Consider the following 16487-nt stretch of genomic DNA (forward strand, 5'->3'; position numbering starts at 1 on the left):
TAATTTTCATGACTACACATCCTTAACGCGGTTTTGTCCTGATGAATTTTTTAAGAGCCCGCTCGGGTCCATTCGGAAACGACGTTCAGTTTCGCCAGCTTTTCGACGATCGCGTCGTAGTCGAGCTTCTCGTTCTGTTCACGCAGCCACGTCACCAGTTCTCCGCCGGTTTCGTAGTCATACTGTTCCAGATCCGAAATTATCCTCTCCAGCCTGCTGGTGTTGAACCGCCGCGCGGCGTTCAGAGCCTCCCCCAGCAGCGTTTTATCGGGAAAAGGCGCGGATTGCTTTCGGGCGGTATTTTCGGACGGAACGTCGAGAAGCTCCTTCAACCGTCCTGTGAATTTTTCAACGAATTTTATCATTCTCCCGTTGTTTGCCGCAACTTCGACGTAATCTCCGGCTTTCGCGGCGTATTCGAGCTTTTCCGCCATATGAGCCGCTTCTGTCGCGCATACCCCGTAACTGCTTCCCTTAAATCCGTGAACGATTATGGCGTAGCCCTCCAAATCCTCTTTCGAAAAACGCCGCAGCTGCTCCAGCAGCGCCGGAGTGTGCTGCACATAAGAGCGAAGCACGCGAATATAGGATTCCTCGTCGCCGTAACGCAGCACGCCGGACGTCGTATCCAGCCCCGCTTCCTCAAGGCGGTTCAGGAGCTCGCCGTGTTCCGCCGGATTTATGCGATTCATCCCGCCTGCCAAATTCGCCGCTTCCTCGGCCTGTCTCAGCGTTTCTTCGCTCTGACGGTCACGAATCCACCTGTTGAGCGTCTCGTTCAGAAGCGTCAGATCGATGGGCTTGGAAATAAATCCGTTAAAACCATTGGCGGCAAACATCTCCTCCACTCCAACGACGGCATTCGCGGTGAGCGCCACGATGGGAACGGTTCGAGCGTATTCCGTCCCGATCTCCGTCCGGATAATCCGCGTGGCCTCTACTCCGTCCATTACGGGCATCATGTGATCCATAAAAATCAGGTCGAACCTGCGGCGCTCCCCATTTCCTTCTTCCGCGTCCCCCGCCGCGCGGACTTTTTCTATCGCCTCACGTCCGCTCGTGACGCATTCGACCTCGATTCCATATGGCCGCAGGAGCCCCACCAGAACGTCCAGGTTCGTCTGCACGTCGTCTACGATCAGAATTTTTCCATAGGGCATGAAGGCCCTCTCTATCCGCTTCTTCGACTCTTCGCCGGAAACGCCGTCTATTTTGCCGGCTTTCGTAAAACGGAAATTTTCCAGGTCGTCGGCGACCGCGGCCCCCACAGGCGTCCAGTCGACGACGGTCTGAGGCAGACTGAAGCTGAACACGCTGCCCGCGCCGAACTCGCTTTCCACGGAAATCTCTCCCCCCATAAGATCAAGGAGACGTTTCGCTATCGAAAGCCCCAGTCCGGTGCCCTCGACGTGGCTGTCCACGCTGTTTTCAAGGCGGCTGTAATCCGAGAAGAGCCGCGCCATGTCTTTCTCTTTGATGCCGATGCCCGTATCCGCCACGGAAAAACGCAAACTGGCGTCGTTCCCGACGGCGCTCCAGGCGACACGGAGCGTCACCGTCCCCGCGTTTGTGTACTTGAAGGCGTTCGACAGAAGGTTGTTCAGTATCTGCTCGATCCTCAGCCTGTCGCCCCTCAAAATCCTGGGAAGCGTCTCGTCCATCAGAAGTTTGAAGGCGATGTCCTTCGAGCCTGTGCGCACGATGTTCAACTGGACGGTTTCGCCTATGAGCGCCGCCGAGTCGTAGTCGGCGGGTTTGATCTCAAAGTTGCCCGATTCGATTTTGGACAGGTCGAGAAGATCGTTGACGAGGCTCAAAAGCAGCCGGCCGGAGTGATGGATCTTTTTGAGGGTTTCTTTCACGCGCCAGGAAAGGTCGTTCAACAGCTCAACTTCCGAAAGCCCTATGATGGCGTTAAGCGGCGTACGGATCTCGTGGCTCATTCGGGCCAGAAATTCCGTCTTGGCCCGCTCTCCCGCCCGCGCCATTTTTTCGGCTTCGATGAGGCGCGTTATCATGCCGTCCCTGGTTATCGAAGACACCAGCAGGAGTCCTCCGGAGAACAAAATGTGCTCCTGCTCCCTTGAAAGGCCATAGACCGCGCTGTCGCTGCTGAACCGAACAAAGCCCCAGAACAGGCCCTGATAAGTGACGGGCAGCGCCACGAAAAAGCCGGTGTCCCGCAGGGCATCCATGCGTCTTCTGACGATCTTCCGGTTCGACGCCAGACTCCACTCGGGCAGCAGGTCTGAATAAGAAACGTTCACCCGCAGTCCCGTCTTCGACGGTTTTTCGTCCCCCTCGTTCCATACGGCAATCTGAGTCGCCCGCGACGCCTGACCCAGCGTCTCGTTGCGCCAGAGCGCCGCCGAGCTGGCGTTCACGCTGCGGGCCAGAACCTCCAGAGCCTTCCAGACGAGAAAACTCCTGTCGGGGTTCCGGCTGGAAATCAGGAGCGCCGATATGCCGTTCACCGCAATGAGAAGACGATCCTTCCGCTTCGTCGCGTGTTGGACGCGCCATTTCACAACGCGCCAGGCGCCGGCGGCAATCAGGAAAAACAACCCCAGCCACAGGATGGGCCTTTCATAAAACCGCAGTTCCTTGTTCATCGTAAGCGCGAGTTCGTCGCTCTCGACGCCTTCCCCGTTGATCCCCGAGAGGTGAAGGGTATAGTCGCCTCCCTTCAGGTTGGTATAACTCACCGTCGTCGTCGCCGAAAGGTCGTAAACCGTCGGATGTTCGTCGAACCCCTCCAGAAAAACCGACATGGAATTTTTCGACCGGGCGCCGTAGGAGAGAAGGGCAAAATCCACGGTTACGCGACTGGCGCTCTTCGGGATAAAGACGTCGTCGTCGGGTCTGTCGAAAGTTTCCCCGTCGATGGAGAGACTGTTTACAGCCGCCAGAGGTTTGACCGCGTTTTTCCGGGGCTGTCCGGTGTTGATTACGCTGACGCCCCGCCCGCAGGGGATGTAAAGCGCGCCGTCCTCGTCCAGAAAACTGCGGGCGCCCTTCACGGGCAGCGATCTCAACCCCTGGTCGAACCCGAGGAACTCCGCCGGAACGTGTTTTCCCGAGGTCGAGAATATTTCCGCCATTTTGCACACGTAGACGCCGTTGGGGGCCAGGCTCCATAAATTGCCATTCTCGAACCGAATGTCGTACACGCCGTCGCCATACGGCTCAAGTTCGCTTGAGCTTTTCGCCGCGCCTTTTCCGCCCTCGGCTATCCGGCTGATTCCTTTTTCAGTGCCAACCCAGACGCAGTCGTTCTTTTCGTCCAAAACAACGCAGAAGACGACGTTGGAGGAAAGCCCTTCCGCCTCGGAGATCTTCGTCACGAAACCCCCCTGTATCCTGTAGATTCCGCCCCCGTCGCTCCCCGCCAGAATCGTTCCATCGCGAGTCTCCGCAACGCTCAGGATCACCGGAACGTCAATTCCGTCCCTCCGCGTGTACGTTTTTATCACCCTGTCGCCGCGCACGACGGCAATTCCGTCGTTCATAGCGAGGATCACCCCCCCGTCCGCCGATAGGCAGGCGCTTCGCAGGGTGTCCCCCGGCAGCCCGTCATTTTCCGTGAGGGAAACGACTTTTCCATTCGCGTCGCATCGGGTGAGGCCGAGTTTTTGATACGCGCATATCCACAGATTGCCCTCGGCGTCGGTCAGCAGGCCGCTTATGCGCACGCCGCTGAAAAGAGCCGTGAGCGAATTCGCTATCGAACCGCCGTACTCGTCCACAACGATCAATCCGTCGTCGGTTCCCATATAAAGATTTCCTCTGTACTTCGTGACGGCGTTCACGGCCATATCCCGTATTTTGTACGCGAAGAACAGGTCCCTGAACTTCGCCTTCGTGAACTGGAGCACTCCGCCGCCGGGGGAGGCAAACCAGTAGTTCCCTTCGCGGTCCTGAATCATGTCCCCGAAAGAGCCGCTCACGATCGTTCCGTCCACGTGATGGAACCCCCGCGGCTTCTCCCTGTCGAAATAGCCGATGCCGTTTCTGGCGCATACCCACAATTTGCCGTCGTGGTCCTCGTTAATCCCGTCGATCATGCTGAGGGCCCGCGCATTCAGCAGGGTCCACTCATCAGGGGATCCCGAAGCGAAGGCGACGATTTTATTTTCCGACGAGCCGAGATAGACCCCTCCGTCACGCGAGCAGTAAACGCTCTCGAACCGGAGTCCTTCAAAGTCCTCTTCTTCAAGGCGACGTGAGTTTTCTCCGCTCAGAACCAGCGCCGAGCCGCTGAGAAGCACGCACCACACATCGCCGGCGAGGGAGGTCGCCACGCGGGAGGCAAGAATCGGTTCGTTTTCAGGCCCCATGACCGGTGATATTCTGCCCTCCCTGGATACCCGCGCTACTCCCGTCGCAGTCGCCGCGAAGATTTCGCCGCTCCGCCCCTCCGTTATGGAGCGGACGGAAAGAAGACCTCTGAAATGCGTGAATTTCCCGTCTTTATAGGCTGAGAGTCCGCCGCTTGTGCCTATCCACAAAACGCCCTTCGAGTCCTCGAAGATCGCGTCGATGTTGTTCGTCGGCAAAGAGCCGTCGGTCCTGCCGAACATCTTCGAGCGCTGCCCGTCGAAACGCGCCAGTCCCACCTGGCTGGCGACCCAGATATACCCGTCCCGGGTCTGGAGAATTTTGCCCGCTCCGGGAACGGGTATGGGACTTTCCTCTCTGTAGGAGGTCTGGATATATTCGGACAAAAAAAACTGATCGGCCTCCGCGAAGCTCCCGAAGCCGAGAAACAAAACCGCAAACCCGACAAACAATCCCGCCGCTCTCACAAATCTCCGGTTCACCGTATCCTCCGTTCATCTCCATCTCTAAAGGAAAGGCAGAAAACCCCTACACTCCGACTCTGGCGCAATTTGTCAGCGCTTTCGCAGTAATCTCTATGCAACTGAAAGCAATAAAATGATTTGCCTAATTATATCAAAAAGACGACGAAAAGACGGAGTATACTGGAGAGGAAAAGAGCGGTTGTTTTCTTTTTCGCCGTTTGCGGCAGAGATGCGGCAACGCGCTTTTGCCGGCGGCTCAACGGGCTCAAATCTGGATAACTGGACTGGAGAACATGCACAATATCTATTTTTATCTCATTATCACCTTTTACGTCTACGATTTCGTTTCCGACCAGTGGCTGTCGTACCTGGACAGGACCATGTGGTCTCCCGTCATGCCCGCGGAACTGGAGGGCATTTACGACAGAGAGGAATACGCGAGACAACAGAATTATAATAAGGAAAACGACCGTTTGGGGCTGATAACTTCAGGCCTGTATTTTGTTGTAATCACAGCGGCTTTATTGTGCGGCGCGGCCGGATGGCTGGACGCCTTTCTTCGAAGGTACACGAATCACTTCATCCTGCTTCCGCTTTCTTTCGGCCTCGTGCTGATGACGTTATCCTGGATGGCGGATATTCCCTTCGACTGTTACGACACGTTCGTCATCGAGAAAAAATACGGCTTCAACAGGACCACGCCCGGCACTTTCGTGCTGGACAGGCTGAAATCATTCGCTCTCGCGCTGATTTTGGGAGTTCCGCTGCTGTCTGTCATTTTGTCGGTGTACCATTACGCGCAAAACTGGTTTTGGCTGCTGGCGTGGATCGTCCTTTCCGCATTTTCGCTCATCCTCGCGTTTTTCTACTCCGAATGGATCGTTCCGATTTTCAACAGGCAAACGCCGCTGGAAGAAGGCGAACTGAGATCCGCTATCGAGGCTTTCGCCGAAAAGGCTTCCTTCCCGATTCAAAATATTTATATCATCGACGGTTCGAGGCGAAGCACGAAATCCAACGCTTACTTCACCGGCTTCGGAAAGAAAAAGCGCATCGTTCTCTACGACACGCTGATCGACGACCTGACTGTGGAGGAAATCGTGGCCGTTCTCGCGCATGAAATCGGCCACAACAGGATGAAACACGTTCTTCGCGAAATACCGATTTCGCTTGCGGAGTCCGGATTCATGTTGTGGTTATTCTCTCTTTTCATGAACAATCAACCGCTCGTCTCCGCCCTTGGGGGAAGCGCCATGCCGTCGTTCCACCTGAGCTCCGTCGGTTTTTCTCTGCTGATCATCCCGCTCAAGGACGTTTTGAGCCTGTTGTCGAACTGTCGCTCCCGAAAACACGAATATGAGGCCGACAATTTCACCGTTCAATACGGGCTGGGGGAAGCTCTGATTTCGGCTCTCAAAAAAATCTGCTCCAAATCGCTGGAAAACCTGACCCCTCACCCTGTCGTCGTCTTCGTGTGTGACTCTCATCCGACGCTGCTGCAAAGGATTCATAACATCGAAAAACAGAAGGACTCCCGGGCAAATTCCCATTGACAAGAGTTGTCCCCATTCCCGATGGAACGATACGGAATCAATAAAAAAAGCCGAGAGAAAAGCTCTCCCGGCGTTCGCGTTTTTTGCTGACCTGAACTGCCCAAAGGCGGAAATTATGCCAGAAACTCCCGCTGTGGAAGTTTATCCGTCTTCTCATCGGGCAGTTCGGGTATTTTTTCTTCGAGCTGCTCCGTTTCTCCGGCGATTTTCGTCCCGTCGTCCTTTGCCTCCTGCTGCACGCCCTCGTCGGAGCCGGGGGCGGAAGAGTCCTCCGACGTTTTTTCCGGACCTTTTTTCCCGTTTTTCTCCGGCAAATCCCCGTTGTCGATCAGGATGTCGAACTCCTTGCCGTCCAAAGTTTCGCGCTCCAGAAGAATTCCGGCAATACGCTCCAGAAGAACGCGGTTTTCCGTCAAAATCGTTTTTGCCTTCGCGTAGCAGGAATCGATGATCGATTTCACTTCCTGGTCGATGGCATAGGCCACTTCTTCGCTGTAGTCACGGTCCTCGGAGATGTCCCTGCCCAGGAAAATTTCCTCGTGCTTGCGTCCCAGCTTCACGAGCCCCAGTCGATCGCTCATCCCCAGCTCCGTCACCATCTGACGGGCCGTTTTCGTCGCGCGGTCGAGGTCGTTGGCCGCTCCGCTGGTCACGTCTTCGAAGATCAGTTCTTCCGCGGCGCGGCCGCTGAGAAGAATGCTGATTCTGTTCAGCATTTCCGTTCTCGACACCAGGAAGCGATCCTCTTCCGGAAGCTGCAGCGTGTAACCCAGAGCCGCGTGACCCCGCGGAACGATTGAAATTTTATGAACGGGGTCGCTGTCCGGCAGTTTTTTCGCGACAAGCGCGTGACCGACCTCATGGAAAGCAATGATCTTTTTTTCCTTCTCGCTGATCAGACGGCTTCTGCGCTCCGGACCCGCCATGACTCTTTCGATGCCCTCTTCAAACTCCTCCATCCCGATTTTTTCCCTGTCGTGCCGGGCGGAAAGCAGCGCCGCCTCGTTGACCAGGTTGGCCAGATCCGCCCCGACGAAACCGGGCGTTCTGCGGGCCAGCACGCTGAGATCCACGTCGTCGGCGAGTTTTTTGTCCTTGCAGTGTACCTTGAGGATAGCTTCGCGTCCATTGATGTCGGGACGGTCCACGACGATATGACGATCGAAGCGGCCCGGACGCAGCAGCGCGGGGTCCAGAATATCGGGGCGGTTGGTGGCTGCGATCAAAATCGTGCTGCTGGCCTCCTCGAATCCGTCCAGTTCCACCAAAAGCTGATTCAGAGTCTGTTCCCGTTCGTCGTGCCCGCCGCCGAGCCCCGCGCCTCTGTGGCGGCCAACGGCGTCCATTTCATCGATGAAGACAATGGAGGGCTGATAGCGTTTTGCCTGATCGAACAGATCACGCACCCGCGCCGCTCCAACGCCCACGAACATCTCCACGAAGTCCGACCCGCTGACGCTGAAAAAGGGAACGTCCGCTTCTCCCGCCGCGGCGCGGGCAAGCAGCGTTTTTCCCGTTCCGGGAGGGCCCAAAAGCAAAACGCCTCGCGGCACCTTCGCCCCCAGTTTCGTAAACTTTGCCGGATCCTTGAGGAAGTGGATGACCTCCTGAAACTCTTCCTTGGATTCTTCGCACCCCGCCACGTCGTTGAACGTCACCTTGGGGCGATTGTCCAAAAACAGCTTGGCCTTGCTTTTGGCGAAGGACATCACCTTGCCGCCGCCGCCCTGCATGTTGTAAAGAAAGAAAATCCAAACGCCTATCAGCAGAAGCGTTGGCAGGAGAGACGAAAGAATCGTCACCCACCAGGAGGTTTTCTGAGGCGCTTCCACGTTGACAATGGCCCCCTTCGCCGCGGCTTCGGAGGCCAGCGTTTCCACATTGACACTGTAGGTCAGGAACTTGCTTCCGTCTTTCAGCTCTCCCCGCAGCGTCGCCGAACTGGATTCTCCCGGCAAGGTGTTGTTTCTGATCTGTAAAAATTTGACCCGACCCGCGTTCAACTCCGTAATAAAAGAGCTGTAACTGATTTCATTGTATGGCTGTGGGGTCTGAGCCGGTGTCAAAAACATGTTCACCAGACTGACCACCAACACAATCAGAATCAGGTATAAACCCAGATTCTTCACCACTCGCCCCAAAACATCGCCACCCTTCCACGTATCCTGCACTTCGCCCCGTCGCGTTCAAGCCGCGAACAAAAGGTTTCGTTTTTTTAAAATTTGTTTCTTTTTATTTCCCGTTTTTTCTTCACAGTATCATCCAATCCAACCTCGCTATTTTAACAGGAAAACCTCGAAACAAATCCTCAAATCCAACATCGTCTCAAATATGTATAAAACGGGCAAACGCAATATTTTTGCTTTAAAACCGGCAATTTTTTCCATCATATTTCCAGACCTCATATCTCCAGAGTGCGAATGTCCGGCAGGTTGCGCCACCGACCCGCGCAGTCCAGACCGTATCCCACCACGAAGGTATCGGGTATGGTAAAACCACAATAGTCAATGGGTACAGAAATTTCACGTTTTTCGCTTTTGTCCAAGAGAACACAGGCCCGCAGACTGGCCGGTTTGCGAGTTCGCAGGGTGTTCAGAAGATAGGACAGCGTGAGCCCCGTATCAATGATGTCCTCCACGATCAGAACGTTTCTTCCATTGATATTGGAGCCGATGTCCTTCAGAATCTGCACAACGCCGCTGCTCTTTACCGCATCTCCATAAGAGGAAATCGACATGAAATCTATTTTGACATCGAGCTCCGGCGGCATGCAGCGCACCAGATCCGACAGAAAAATCACGGCTCCGTTTAAAATCCCCACCACCAGAAGTTCTCCGCCGGGGGTTTCAGACGCGATTTTCTTCGCCAGCGCGTCGACGCGGTCCTGTATTTCTCCCTCTGAAATCAATATTTCACCTGTTTTGTAATTCGGTTTCATGTCAGCCACTCCCCTTTTCCCCTTTCGTGTCGTCAGGACGACGCCAGTTCACGCTTTCTCCATCGCCCCATACGGACACGCCGTCTCCCCACTGAAACTCGAAGCTTTTTCGTCCCTGCAACAGACGCGCCAGTTCCATGCCGCGTTTTCGAGAAAGGGCGTGAAGTCCCAAATATCGTCCCGTTTCTCGAATCAAAAAAACTCTTTCATGAAGGGAAAGCGACGCGGCCTCCGCCCGGTCCATCGTCCAGAGGGCGTTCTGGCCGGCGGGCGTCCTCGTCGTTTTCAAAAGGAAAGTTGCGCGGCGTTCTTCCTCTTCGCGATAATAACGCATTTCTTCCCCAAAGGCCACCAGATGATCAACGGCTCTCTCATTCACACGAGCGGCAATCAGCGGCATGAGTTCATTGCGGATGAAATTGCGCGTAAAACGGTTATCCCGATTCGTGCTGTCTTCACGCCATTCGATATTGCGAAAGCGCAGGATGGAGCGCAGAAATTCCCGAGAACGGGTCAGGAGAGGCCGAAAAAAAATCCCGCTTCGTTCGGGAATTCCAACCGCCCCGCGGGCTCCCGTTCCCCGCAGCAGATTGAACAGCACCGTTTCCGCGACATCTTCCCTGTTGTGCGCCAAAGCGACGCCGAAGGCTCGGCGCTCTCTGGCCAGAGCGCCGAGGAAGTCCCGGCGAATGCGACGGCCACCCGACTCCAGAGATTCTCCCTTTCGCAGAGATCCGGGAACGTCGACGTGGAGCACACGGCTTTCAATCCCCCACTGTGCGGCCATCCGCTCCACGTAACGGGCATCTTCGAGAGAAATCTCTCCTCTCATTCCGTGCTCGAGGTGTCCCACAATCAGCGGCCGCGGGCAGAACGTCCGGAACAGCCAGAGCATCGCCATGGAATCGCTTCCTCCCGAAACGCCGAGGATGATGGGGGCCCGTTTCGCTTCCGCCGTTCCTTCCTCCATCCAGCCCAGACGTTTTCCGGTTTCGAAAAAAAAGGAACTCAGCGCGCTCAGAGAGACTTCCCACGGAATCGCGCGGCTGCGTTCTCTTTCGTACTCCTCTTTCGGGAGTCGCTCCACCGCCTGACGATAAAAGGCCCTTGCTTCAGCAGTCTTCACGATTTTCACCCGATTTTTCCGTCAAATGTCTCAACAGAGCGGCAGTCAAAATAACGGGGCTGCCACACCAGGACAACCCCGCCGAGTTTATGTATTATAACATGTTTCAGGAGTTTTTCAGGTCAGGTTCTCAGGTTTTATCGACCTCAGACGCTGTCCAGGCATTATTTTCGAACGTATTTTTGCTTCAGAATATATATTTTAGAGGATATATTATTATTTTAGAATGAAAAATGCCCTATAATGAACAGACAGCGTAAAACACGGGGAGCGAAGAACAATGACTGCAGGGTATCTGATCAAAAACTACGTTCGGGACATCAAAAGAGAATTCGCGGGGTACAGTGCGGCGAACTTCCGGCAGGACGCCCTTGCCGGCGCTACAGTGGCGGCGGTGGCTCTGCCCCTGGCGCTGGCTTTCGGAGTGGGAAGCGGCGCGGACGCGGCGGCGGGACTTATATCAGCCATTGTTTCGGCTTTCGTCATCGGAACGCTTTCCGGAGCGTCCTTTCAGATCTCCGGTCCCACAGGAGCTATGACTGCAATCCTCATTCCCCTGTCCATAAAATTCGGAATTTCCGGTGTTCTGGCCGCGGGATTTATATCGGGAATTTTGCTGACGGCGGCGGGCCTCTGTAAGGCGGGCAGACTGGTGAATCTCATTCCGGTCTCTGTCATCACCGGCTTTACGTCGGGAATCGCCATCATCATCGCCCTGGGACAGCTCGAATCTTTCCTGGGGGTTTCATCCCAGGGGTCGGGGACCCTCATTCGGGTATGGAACATCTTTGCCCGGGGATTCAACCCCAATCCTTACGCCGTCGCAACGGGACTCGCGGTCATCGGACTCATTCTCCTCTGGCCCGCCAGATGGGCCTCAGTGATTCCGGGCTCGCTGGTGAGCATCGTTCTTGCCGCAGAGCTTTCCTCCGCTCTGGATCTGCCTCTGGCCACGGTGGGGCAAATTCCGGTAAAACTCATTCATGACGCGCATCTCTCCTTCGAGACGTTTCATCTGGCGTTTTCCGAGCCCATGCTCCTGGCGGGAACGAGCATCGCCGCTCTGGGGATGGTCGAAAGCCTGCTCTGCGGCGTGGCGGGAGGCAGGATGAAGGGAGAAAAACTCGACGTGGACAGAGAACTGGTCGCTCAGGGCATCGGCAATATGCTGCTCCCCTTTCTGGGCGGCGTTCCCGCTACGGCGGCCATCGCCCGCTCCAGCGTCGCCATCCGCTCCGGCGGCAGAACCCGAATGACCGGAGCTGTGCAGGGAGCCATTCTTCTGCTTTCGATGTTCCTGCTGGCGCCTTTCATGTCAAAGATACCTCTGGCGGCCCTCGCCGGAGTGCTGATGGTCACCGCGTGGCGCATGAATGAATGGCATACCATTCGATATATTTTTGCTCGAAAGTTCCGCATGGCCGAACTGAAATTTCTCATCACACTGAGCGCAACCGTCTTTTTTGACCTGACCGTCGCCATCGCGGCGGGGGTTTTCTTTGCCATCGCCGTCTTTGTTTTTAACGTCGCCAATCTTGTAATCACCGTTCACGAAGCGGATTCCCGTCTTTTCCCGGCAGGGAGCGGAGATAAGGAACACGCCCGGATCGTTTCCGTGACCGGCCCCATGTTTTTCGCCGCCATGGAGCGTTTCGAGACCGCTGTCCATCAGATAAAGGCCGATATACTGGTTTTCTCCATGGGAGGCGTTCCCTATATCGATGCCTCCGGTGCACATCAGTTGCGAAATTTCTGCAAAGCGCGCAAAGACCGGGGAGAAACCATTTTGTTTGCGTCGCTTCATCCAGGAGTGAAAGAATTTCTGGACCAGGCGGGCATCGTGGAAATCGTGGGCAGAGACGCGTTTTTCGACAGCGTCCCCGCCGCACTGGGTTCGGTTGGTAAAAAAACGGAGCTTTCTTCTGACTGAAAAAACTGATAAAAGAAGCTGATATTTGAATATCGCCGGTTTCAGCTTCATAAGCGACGAACCGGCGAAATCAGCGTCATTTGCTTGCAAACGGGCATCAGTCGGAGCTTTCTCCCTCCAGGTTTTCGGAAGGGAGCGTTTCGTCCTCCGCGGGGGATATTTTCACTTTGGCGACGCCGGTTTTCCGCTCTCCATAAAGCATCCGGTAAACCGCAAGATTGCCGGAAACTTTTTGAACGTAATCGCAGGTCTCATCAAAACGCACCCGCTCGATCCATTGATCGGGCTTCAGATTCTGCCCTCCGTCGGCCAGCCATTTCCTGGCGTTGCCGGAGCCGGCGTTATAGGCCGCCATGATCCAGTCCTCCCGGTCGAAAGACCTGCGAAGGCGCGCAAGATGCGACGTTCCCATGGTGATATTGTCCTTCACATCGGTGATGTTGTACTGTTTGAGCCCGATATGTTTCGCCTCGTCCTTTGCCGTTCCCGGCATCAGCTGCATCAGCCCCGAAGCTCCGGCCCAGCTCACCGCTTCAGGGCGGAAGGCGCTTTCCTGGCGCATGATCGACCAGACAAAATTGTCCTCGACGCCGTACGTTTCGCAGGCTTCATCCACCTGCTTTTTAAAGGGACGGGGATAGAGACACTCCAGTCCTCTGCGATACAGCTTCGTCCCCGTTCCAAACCAGCGCGACAGGAGACGGGCCTGCGTGTAGGAGCCATCCGTCTCTCCCAGCCACTCGGACAGCGCGATCGAGCGGTAAAGTTCTTTCGCGCTGGCGCCGGGGCGCTGCATTTTCAGCTTCGCGTAGTAGATAAAACCCCATTCCTCCAGAATACCGGGTTTGGAAGCCAGAGCCGGAGGATCTCCCGGCAGCAGGGTTATCGCGCCGGGACGGGCCCAAAAGGCATAAGAAGAAAGCGGATGATCCTGAATCAGCGTGTTCAGCGTTTTTTCCGCCTCATTATGCCGTCCCGCGGCCTTTTGGAGCGCGGCCGTCCAGTAGAGTACGCGAGGTCTCCAGGAAGCGTTCAGTCCGGGCGACGCGAGCTGTTTCCAGTACCAGAGGGCTTCTTTGTGGTTTTTCGCGCTCCAGGACTCCCAGCCTCTTTTCCAGAGAATTTTCAGAGCGTTCGGAGAGTCCGGCCAGACGCTCACAAGATCGTTTTCGAGTTTTTTCGCCTCTTCCGCCTCGACCAGGCCCGCGAGAGCGAACATCGCCCGTGCCTGAACCTTGCCCTTTCGTTCTTTGATAATTTTACGAAGCGTCGCGATGGCATTCGCCTTTTCGGCCCTGCCGGCAAGCGTCGCGATGCGGCGAACGGAGGATTCCGCCCAGCCGTTGCCCCGCAGAGCCAGGTTTCCCCAGAGGTTCAGGGCCTCCGCGTACCGCTTCATCTGATAAAGGGCAAAGGCCCGATAATAGGTGGCTTTTCTCCAGCCGGGCGACTTTTGCGGAACTTCGCTCAAAAGGTTAAAAGCTGTCTTATAATCATTTTTCAGGTACGCATAGTGCCCCAGAGCCAGATTTTCCGCCGCGGACCAGGGTTTGGGGCGCGCCGCCAGCAAATCCCGGCCGGCTTTATTTGTGGGCTGAAGCTCCAAAAGTTTCAGCGCGTTGGCTCTCTGATCGCCAGGAAGCTCGATCATTCGAGTCAGGGTGAAAATTTTGCGTTCGTTGCTGTCCGCCGCCGTCAACATCCTGTTCAGCGCCTTCTTCGTGTCTTCGGGCCGTTCGTTTCCCAAAAGACGAACCTGAGCCCAGGCCGCATAGTAACGCAGTTCCGCCGGAGCGTTTTTCTCCAGGCGGTCGGCCACCTTCAGAGCTTCCGGAATTCTTTTCTGGTTTTCATATCCCAAAAGCAGCGTCATATTGGCATAGGGACTCACTTCAGCAGGAAACGAAGCCCCCTGACGCTCCAGAATTTCTACGGCTTCATTCCATCGATTTTGTATCCGCAGAGCGTTGGCCATAAGGGAATGATCTTTCGGCGTAAGCTTTTTCCCGGAACGATACACCTCGTCCATCGCCGCCCAGGATCGTTTCCGAAAAAGTTCGGACAGGGAAATTTCTCCGGCCCGGGCAGGACCGCCGTACAAAAGCGCCAGCAGCAGGAACAGGACTTCGACCATCAACTGCGCATATCGACGCAACACGCTTTTCTTCCTGTTTTCTTTCATTGTAAATCTTCTCCCCGGCAACGATGATGATTCTGCACACTGGAGCACAGAGACTTCATTTTACCTTATCTCGACGGAGAATACCCGCTGTACCCGGCGAGGCCACGGGGAACGCAAAGGAGATGGAGCATCGTAGAAGAGCGCAAAGGCGGCTCCTCCGCTGCCGGTAATCCCCCAGGCGCAACTGCCGGATTTTTCAAGTACAGAAAAAATTTCTTTATACTCCGGAAATTTTTCCAGGAGCTCTGGAGCGAAGTCATTCGGCAAAAAACCGATCGGTTCGCGATGTCTCAGTCTCCGGAGCAGCATGCGGGATTCCTCCTGAGCCGCAGCCTCGTCCAGGGGATAACGGTTTTTGTACCAGTGGTCCAGACGGGCATAAGCGTTTTCCGTGCCCACGCTCCAGTCCGGGAATACCACCCATACATGTAAAGCGACAGGGTCGAGGGGTTTCAGCTCCTCCCCCGCTCCCGAAACCCGCGCCAGAGAGACGCCGGAAAATAAAAACGGGACATCAGCCCCTGTTTTCAGGGCGATTTCCCTCCACAGGCGATCATCGTCGACAATTCCGCACAGCCAGCGCAACATCGCAGCGCCGTTGCCGCTGCCTGCTCCCAGTCCCGACCCCGGAGGCAGGGTTTTCGATATTTCCACCTCCAGAAACGGGACGTCAACCCCGGCCTCGCGAGCGAGCCGCAGAGCCCGTGTCACAATATTTTCTCCCTCAATCTCCATTCCCCGGACGGAAATTTTGTCCGAATCGCCCTCTGAAGCCGGAGAAATCGAAAGCATTTCCGCGGAAGGAAGCCGCAAAAACAGCGACAGAATATTGTGATATCCATCGGGACGCAGAGACGTCACCCGCAGAGAAAGGTTGATTTTTGCTCCACAGGGCTGCAGGAAGCGCACAGGCTTGTACAACAGGGAAATTCCCTTCTGATAATTTTCCATTAACAGTTCATTTTTCCTTTCATGAACATAAACAACTCATGAACGCAAACAACGCCATCGAAGGCGACAGCTCTTCTTTTGAAAATGATACCAGATAATGGCAGTTATAAAATTGCCCCCCGGTCCTGCTGAGGGGCATGAATGCGACATGCATCCGTACCGATATTGGGAGTGATTCAGAACGCGCTGCCCGTCCTTCCGCGCATGGCGACAGCCTCCGACGTTATATCCGGCTCCCGCACCTTTTTCGCTTTTTCGGCGTCATTCTTCGAAATAGATGGTGTGGAAAGTATGCACTTCCGTCGGACTCGGGACGAAACCTTTGACGTAACTCTGCGCTCCGGCGATCGATTCATCGTTTTGCAGATAAATCAAAGGAATCTTTTCATTTACATAAAGCTGCATTTTCCTGTAATTTTCTCCACGCTCCGGTCCCTCGGGAAGGCTTCGGCCTTTAACGAGAAACGCGTCCATTTCCGAATCATGGAAAAGCGAATAGTTAGTGCTCCCCACCGACTCCAGTATATTTGAAGTGGAGTAATCGGGGTCTGGAACGACTGAAACCTTCCCCAAAATAAACAGGTCATGAGTTCCTGCTCTCAGGCCATTAAGGAATGCGCCCCATTCCAAAACCCTGATTTCGGCGCTGATTCCGATGTCGGCGAACTGAGCCTGAATGATCTGCGCCATATCGATGCGTTCCTTACGTTCATTCACCCAAATTTCGAGTTTCAGGTCTTTCACTCCGGCTTCGTCTAAAAGTTTTTTCGCAAGTTCGACATCCTGTTTGTGGGGCTCGACTTCTCCATTGATGGAATAACGCACTCCTGGAGGGATAATAGAGTTGGGAACCATCCCCACTCCGCGCCAGACGACTTTTTGAATGCTTACGGTATCAAGGGCGGCGAGAAGCGCCTTCCGGACACGGAGGTCATCGAAGGGTTTCTTTTGGCAGTTGATCCCCATGTAGGTCACGGAGTTTTGGGGTACGCGATAAAGCGTAAG

Annotated in this window: 9 protein-coding genes; 2 read left to right on the forward strand and 7 right to left on the reverse strand. The window is 55.2% G+C overall.

Translation table 11 applies throughout. The features are described 5' to 3' along the window. Window positions 1–50: 50 nt before the first annotated feature. Entirely contained in the window at window positions 51–4820 is a 4770-nt protein-coding gene (locus LBR61_10145) for a response regulator (GenBank protein MDR1732436.1), read from the reverse strand. Window positions 4821–5095: 275 nt separating this feature from the next. Between LBR61_10145 and LBR61_10150 the strand changes: the two genes are divergently transcribed. Further along, the gene (locus LBR61_10150) at window positions 5096–6355 is read left to right on the forward strand and encodes a M48 family metallopeptidase (protein ID MDR1732437.1); all 1260 of its coding nucleotides are present in this window, start codon (window positions 5096–5098) and stop codon (window positions 6353–6355) included. Window positions 6356–6468: 113 nt separating this feature from the next. Here LBR61_10150 and ftsH read toward each other — a convergent pair whose 3' ends face one another. From ftsH to tilS, 3 genes are all read right to left on the reverse strand, one after another. After that, window positions 6469–8496 (reverse strand): ATP-dependent zinc metalloprotease FtsH, encoded by a 2028-nt coding sequence (gene ftsH, locus LBR61_10155; GenBank protein MDR1732438.1) that lies wholly within the window; start codon window positions 8494–8496, stop codon window positions 6469–6471. A gap of 260 nt (window positions 8497–8756) precedes the next feature. Further along, on the reverse strand, window positions 8757–9293 hold the full coding sequence (gene hpt, locus LBR61_10160; GenBank protein ID MDR1732439.1) for a hypoxanthine phosphoribosyltransferase: 537 nt from the start codon (window positions 9291–9293) through the stop codon (window positions 8757–8759). 1 nt (window position 9294) lies between these two features. Then, a complete protein-coding gene (tilS, locus tag LBR61_10165; protein ID MDR1732440.1) occupies window positions 9295–10419 on the reverse strand; it encodes a tRNA lysidine(34) synthetase TilS in 1125 nt (374 codons plus the stop codon). Between the two features lie 280 nt (window positions 10420–10699). Between tilS and LBR61_10170 the strand changes: the two genes are divergently transcribed. Continuing rightward, window positions 10700–12349: a SulP family inorganic anion transporter gene (locus tag LBR61_10170; GenBank protein ID MDR1732441.1), complete on the forward strand. Its 1650-nt coding sequence runs from the start codon at window positions 10700–10702 to the stop codon at window positions 12347–12349. Between the two features lie 97 nt (window positions 12350–12446). Here LBR61_10170 and LBR61_10175 read toward each other — a convergent pair whose 3' ends face one another. From LBR61_10175 to LBR61_10185, 3 genes are all read right to left on the reverse strand, one after another. Further along, on the reverse strand, window positions 12447–14531 hold the full coding sequence (locus LBR61_10175) for a transglycosylase SLT domain-containing protein (GenBank protein MDR1732442.1): 2085 nt from the start codon (window positions 14529–14531) through the stop codon (window positions 12447–12449). A gap of 60 nt (window positions 14532–14591) precedes the next feature. Then, window positions 14592–15482 (reverse strand): 4-diphosphocytidyl-2C-methyl-D-erythritol kinase, encoded by an 891-nt coding sequence (locus LBR61_10180; protein MDR1732443.1) that lies wholly within the window; start codon window positions 15480–15482, stop codon window positions 14592–14594. A gap of 261 nt (window positions 15483–15743) precedes the next feature. Next, window positions 15744–16487, reverse strand: a 744-nt coding sequence (locus LBR61_10185) for an ABC transporter substrate-binding protein (protein ID MDR1732444.1), incomplete at its 5' end; no start/stop codon positions are given.

It is taken from the genome of Synergistaceae bacterium (assembly GCA_031272035.1).
Lineage (GTDB): Bacteria > Synergistota > Synergistia > Synergistales > Aminobacteriaceae > JAISSA01.

Coding starts and splice junctions, on each gene's coding strand:
- LBR61_10150 (MDR1732437.1), top strand. CDS start 5,096: ATGCACAATATCTATTTTTATCTCATTATCACCTTTTACGTCTACGAT.
- hpt (MDR1732439.1), bottom strand. CDS start 9,293: ATGAAACCGAATTACAAAACAGGTGAAATATTGATTTCAGAGGGAGAA.
- LBR61_10170 (MDR1732441.1), top strand. CDS start 10,700: ATGACTGCAGGGTATCTGATCAAAAACTACGTTCGGGACATCAAAAGA.
- LBR61_10175 (MDR1732442.1), bottom strand. CDS start 14,531: ATGAAAGAAAACAGGAAGAAAAGCGTGTTGCGTCGATATGCGCAGTTG.
- LBR61_10180 (MDR1732443.1), bottom strand. CDS start 15,482: ATGGAAAATTATCAGAAGGGAATTTCCCTGTTGTACAAGCCTGTGCGC.